6 protein-coding genes are annotated in these 4,689 nt (G+C 54.5%); 3 read left to right on the forward strand and 3 right to left on the reverse strand.

The window, feature by feature from the left end:
• From R6U41_RS01060 to R6U41_RS01070, 3 genes are all read right to left on the reverse strand, one after another.
• A partial coding sequence (locus R6U41_RS01060) for an SRPBCC family protein (RefSeq protein WP_410267990.1) occupies nt 1–410 on the reverse strand: 410 nt, incomplete at its 3' end.
• A gap of 2 nt (nt 411–412) precedes the next feature.
• Nucleotides 413–1,393: an NAD(P)H-binding protein gene (locus R6U41_RS01065; RefSeq protein ID WP_410267991.1), complete on the reverse strand. Its 981-nt coding sequence runs from the start codon at nt 1,391–1,393 to the stop codon at nt 413–415.
• A gap of 24 nt (nt 1,394–1,417) precedes the next feature.
• Nucleotides 1,418–1,837, reverse strand: a complete 420-nt coding sequence (locus R6U41_RS01070; RefSeq protein WP_410267992.1) for a pyridoxamine 5'-phosphate oxidase family protein — start codon at nt 1,835–1,837, stop codon at nt 1,418–1,420.
• 99 nt (nt 1,838–1,936) lie between these two features.
• Between R6U41_RS01070 and R6U41_RS01075 the strand changes: the two genes are divergently transcribed.
• From R6U41_RS01075 to R6U41_RS01085, 3 genes are all read left to right on the forward strand, one after another.
• Nucleotides 1,937–2,887, forward strand: coding sequence for a YbgA family protein (locus R6U41_RS01075; protein WP_410267993.1), 951 nt, complete (start codon nt 1,937–1,939; stop codon nt 2,885–2,887).
• 93 nt (nt 2,888–2,980) lie between these two features.
• Nucleotides 2,981–3,775 (forward strand): sugar phosphate isomerase/epimerase family protein, encoded by a 795-nt coding sequence (locus R6U41_RS01080; RefSeq protein ID WP_410267994.1) that lies wholly within the window; start codon nt 2,981–2,983, stop codon nt 3,773–3,775.
• Nucleotides 3,772–4,689, forward strand: a 918-nt coding sequence (locus R6U41_RS01085) for a DMT family transporter (protein ID WP_410267995.1), incomplete at its 3' end; no start/stop codon positions are given. The genes R6U41_RS01080 and R6U41_RS01085, both read left to right, overlap by 4 nt.

The following is a 4,689-nucleotide window of genomic DNA, read 5'->3' on the forward strand; positions in this document are numbered from 1 at the left end:
TGAATGGCGGCAAGCAGATGCCGGGTCAGTTTGTGGAGACGGCCGGGGATGCCCACAAGCCTTGCCACAAAAAGCATGGGGCCGGAAAAGGTTTCAATGCTTTCGATCTTCACCCCATGGCCCACGGGCTTGAAATAAAATGTATGCCGGGAGAAAATGCCCCATTTTTTCCCAATCCAGGTAACCTGTCGCCCTTTTTCATATTCTTTTACCTCCGGCGCGATCCGGATCGGAAAAAACAGGGGCCTGAGTTCAAACGACAGGCAGGTGCCGGGAGCCAGGCGGTCTCCGGCTTCATACCGGCATTGCCGGCAGATCGGATTCCATTCTGACCAGTTTTCAACTTGTGAAAACACGTCCCAGACAATTTCCATGGGCGCGTGAATGGTTATTGTTTCGCGGATGATCATGCTTACTCTGGAAGAAAACAGGCCTGCCGGGAAACCAGGCGGCCCGGGCCCTGTTGTTCCTCGGCAAGGGCATTGCAGATGGCCTGCTCCATGCTGATTAAATCAAGCGGAATCAATCCGGTGATCTGATTTTCCCGGCATACGGCCGGGCTGCGCAGCCCCTCGGCCAGTGGAAAAACAATGCCCGGGGGTACCGGTGTGATCAGGGCCACCCAGTATGTGGACAAAAGCGTATAGAAAAACGGAACACCGGCAATATATCGCCTAAGTCCCCGGACCCGGGCATATTTTTTTATCAATTCGGCATAGGTGAGCACCTCGGGGCCGCCGATATCAAATGTGGCCCCGGCTGTTTCCGGAACTTCAAGGCAGCCGGCCAGGTAGTCAAGCACGTTTTCAACGGCAATGGGCTGGGATTGGGTATAAATCCATTTGGGACACAGCATCACCGGCAGGCGTTCCACCAAATACCGGATAATTTCAAACCCGGCTCCGCCGGCGCCGATAATCACGGCTGCGCGCAAAATAGTGGCTTCTGTTTTGCCGGATGCAAGGATTTTTCCCACTTCCTGGCGGCTGGCCAGGTGATGGGACAGGCTTCCGGACATTTCCCCAAGGCCGCCGAGATAGATCAGCCGGGACAAGCCGGACTGGTCTGCGGCATTGACAAAGTTTTGCGCAGCTGTCCGGTCCCGCTTTTCAAACTCTTTCATCTCCCGGAAATTTTTCCCGCCCATGGAATGCACAAGGTAATAGGCAATGTCGATCCCATCCAAGGCCTTTTTTAAAGATTCCGGGTCCAGAAGATCGCCGGCAACCACCTCGGGCGGGTTTTTCAGATCAAAGGGGAGGCTGAATTTCTCCGGCTTCCGGGTCATGCAACGAACCCAAAAGCCCATGGCGTCCAGGCGATAGAGCAGCCGCCGGCCGATAAAGCCCGTGGCGCCGGTAATCAGGATACGGGGCGAAGAGGAGGATTTCATTTTTTGCCTTTCATTGCAAGGTGCTTATTCAATCTGTTGGCGAAACACGTCTGTTAAGCCGTTTAAAAAAACCACCGACTTGACCCTGACGCTGATAATAGCTGCATCCGGGGAATCCAGCAGGCTTTTTAGCTCCGGATGTCTGCTGACCAGCGCTTCCCGGATCTGATCTTTTTCAGGCTTTTGGTCAATTTCTTCGATCACGCCTTCAATGGTGAGTGCCTGGGGCTGGTGCTGATCCCGGGAATCCATGAGCAGGCTGACAAGGGGATTTTCAGCGAGGTTTTGATACTTGCGGGTATTGCGGCGGGTACCCATAAATATCCGGGTGTAGTCATCATTGACAACATAGGCCATCAAAGAGCAGTAGGGCTTGTTGTCTGCGGCAGTGGCCATGACACAATGGCGCCCGGCCCGGAGCAATGATTGGATGTCCTCGCGCATGGGCTTTCCTTCCGGGGTGTGGATTGATTTTGCGTTTGCCCTGTTTCTGGTATATATTTATGGCAAATTACGGCAAATATCAAGCAGGAAGGATTTCAAATGGAAGATCGCATCAAGCTGGGCGTCAGTGCCTGTCTGTTGGGGGAAAACGTGCGTTATAACGGCGGGCACAAGTTGGATCACTTTCTTCGCGACACCCTGGGCCAATATGTGGCGTATGTGCCCGTATGCCCTGAGGTTGAGGCGGGTTTCGGGGTGCCAAGGGAGACCATGCAGCTGGTGGGAGATGTGGATGCCCCCAGGCTGGTAAAGACAAAATCCCGCACCGACCATACCGACCAGATGCGCCAGTGGGCCCAGAAACGGGTAAAACAACTGGAAAAGGAGGATTTGTGCGGCTATATCTTTAAAAAGGATTCTCCGAGCAGCGGCTTGATGCGGGTAAAGGTTTACAATGAAAAGGGCATGCCTGAAAAAAAAGGCGTGGGCCTGTTTGCCCGGGAGTTTGTGGATCATTTTCCCTTGATTCCGGTGGAAGAAGAGGGCCGACTTCATGATCCAAAGCTTCGGGAGAATTTTATCGAGCAGATTTTTACCTTGAAAAGATGGCGGGACACGCTTTTAAAAAATCCCGGCACCGGGGGCATGGTGGATTTTCATTCCAGAAACAAGCTGCTTTTGATGGCCCATAGCCCCGAGTATGCGCGCAGCATGGGAAAATTGGTGGCCGGGGCCGCAAAAATGGATCAGGATGCATTCCGCCGGGAATATGAGGCGCAGCTGATTGCCGCCATGCGCCTGAAGACCACGACCAAAAAGCACATCAATGTGCTTCAGCACATCATGGGATATTTTAAAAAGCAGTTGTCCGCCGATGAGAAGCAGGAACTGCTTGAAACCTTTGACCGGTTCAGGGCGGGCCATCTCCCCCTGCTGGTTCCCATGACCCTTTTAAACCACTACATCCGCAAATATGATCAAAAGTATCTCAAACAGCAGACCTACTTAAATCCTCACCCCATTGAACTCAAGCTGCGAACCTATGTTTGATCCAGTGTGGGTCCGGGCTATGAGCGGATGGGGATGCTTTAAAAAAGCGGAAAACATGTGGTTTGAAAACAGTTAGACAGGAGGCAGGCGTCAATGCGATACGGTGTCATGAATTCTCCCGTAAATCCGCTGTTGCAGGAAGTCGAAATTCTTGGCAAACTCGGATTCGATTATATTGAGGTGACAATGGATGCGCCCCATGCGCACCATTCGGTCATAAGGGCGCAAAAAGACGATCTTTGCCGGGCCCTGGACGGGTTTGGAATGGATCTGGTCTGTCATTTGCCCACCTTTGTGTCCACTGCGGATCTCACCGACACCATCCGGGAAGCCTCCATCCGGGAAACCCTTGATTCCATGTACATGGCTGCCGAGCTCGGGGCCGTCAAGGCGGTGCTGCATCCAAGCTTTATCCAGGGCCTGGGCGCCATGATGCCGGATCTGGCCAGAAAACGGGCCATGGATGCCATGCGCCGGCTGCTTGGCGAGGCGGAAAAACTGCACCTGGCCGTGTGCGTGGAAAACCTGTTTCCCCGCTCCCTTTCCCTGGTCCGGCCAGAGGATTTTGAGGCGGTGCTCAATGCATTTCCAAATGCACAGCTGACCCTGGATACGGGCCATGCCCACATCCAGGGCGGCACCGAGCGCATCCTGGCTTTCATCAAACGCTTTTCCCGCCGCATCGGCCATGTCCATGCCAGCGACAACCGGGGCCGCGATGATGACCATCTTCCCATCGGGGCCGGTACCATTGATTTTGCCGAAGTGGTCAAGGCGTTAAAGCAGATCGGATACAACGAAACCATCACCCTGGAGGTCTTTTCCAAAGACCGGGATTATCTGCGCATCAGCCGCGACAAGCTCCAGGAGATGTTTGCAGGGCCATGATCCGGTCTGTGTTGAGACGGCCGTTTGACAAAGCATCCGACTCCGGTCTTTCGGGGGGCTTTTCATCCGTGGTTTACGGCGCGGCCCTTGCTGTTCTGGCGGCTTTCTTGTTTTCCTGCCTCAATGTGGCGATCCGGTTTTCCGATCCCTATCTCACCATTTGGCACATGATGTTTGGCCGCAGCCTGTTTGGGACGGTTTTTCTGGTTTTGCTGGCCAGAATCACCGGAATCGGCCTGGCGGGCCGGAAAAGAAAGACCCTTGTTTTGCTGAGCCTGACCGGAACTGCCGGGATTTTGAGCCTGACCCTGGCATTGCTTCGCATTCCCATGTTCCAAGCCCTGATTTTGTTTTACACTTATCCGGTGGTGGCGGCCCTGATATCGCCCTGGCTGACTTCGGATACCAATTCGTTTTGGAACTGGGTGTGTATTGTCCTGGCCTTTATGGGCACAGCCCTGGCACTCTGGTCCGGACAATCGGACGCCCTGGGGCTGGATATCGGGCATCTTGCCGGACTGGGAGCCTCTGCTGGCATGGGATTGACACTGACTCTGGTCCGGCGGGTAAGTTCGGAAAACAGTTCATTGACGCCCATATTTTACATCAGCGTAACAGGCATGATCGTCAGTTTTGTTCCCCTGTTTTCCCCGAACGTGGGGTTCCGGGTTCCCCTGCCGGGACTGGCCTGCCTGGGGGCCATTGGTTTGTTTGCCGTGCTGGCCCATATTGTCACCAACAGGGCTCTGGGCTATATAGCTTCGGCCAAGGTGGGCAGCATCAGCATGCTGGAGGTGGCTTTCGGGGCGGTGTACGGGTATGTTTTGTTTTCCGAGCCCCTTGGATGGTCCACCATGGCCGGCGGGGCGTTGATTATTGCCGCCACCATGGGATTGATCCAGGGCCCCGGACGG

Source organism: Desulfosalsimonas sp. (assembly GCF_046483245.1).
In the GTDB taxonomy this organism is placed as follows: Bacteria; Desulfobacterota; Desulfobacteria; order Desulfobacterales; family Desulfosalsimonadaceae; genus Desulfosalsimonas.

Excerpts from the sequence above, each read along its gene's own strand:
- R6U41_RS01065 (WP_410267991.1), bottom strand. The coding sequence starts at position 1,393 with ATGAAATCCTCCTCTTCGCCCCGTATCCTGATTACCGGCGCCACGGGC.
- R6U41_RS01070 (WP_410267992.1), bottom strand. The coding sequence starts at position 1,837 with ATGCGCGAGGACATCCAATCATTGCTCCGGGCCGGGCGCCATTGTGTC.
- R6U41_RS01075 (WP_410267993.1), top strand. The coding sequence starts at position 1,937 with ATGGAAGATCGCATCAAGCTGGGCGTCAGTGCCTGTCTGTTGGGGGAA.
- R6U41_RS01080 (WP_410267994.1), top strand. The coding sequence starts at position 2,981 with ATGCGATACGGTGTCATGAATTCTCCCGTAAATCCGCTGTTGCAGGAA.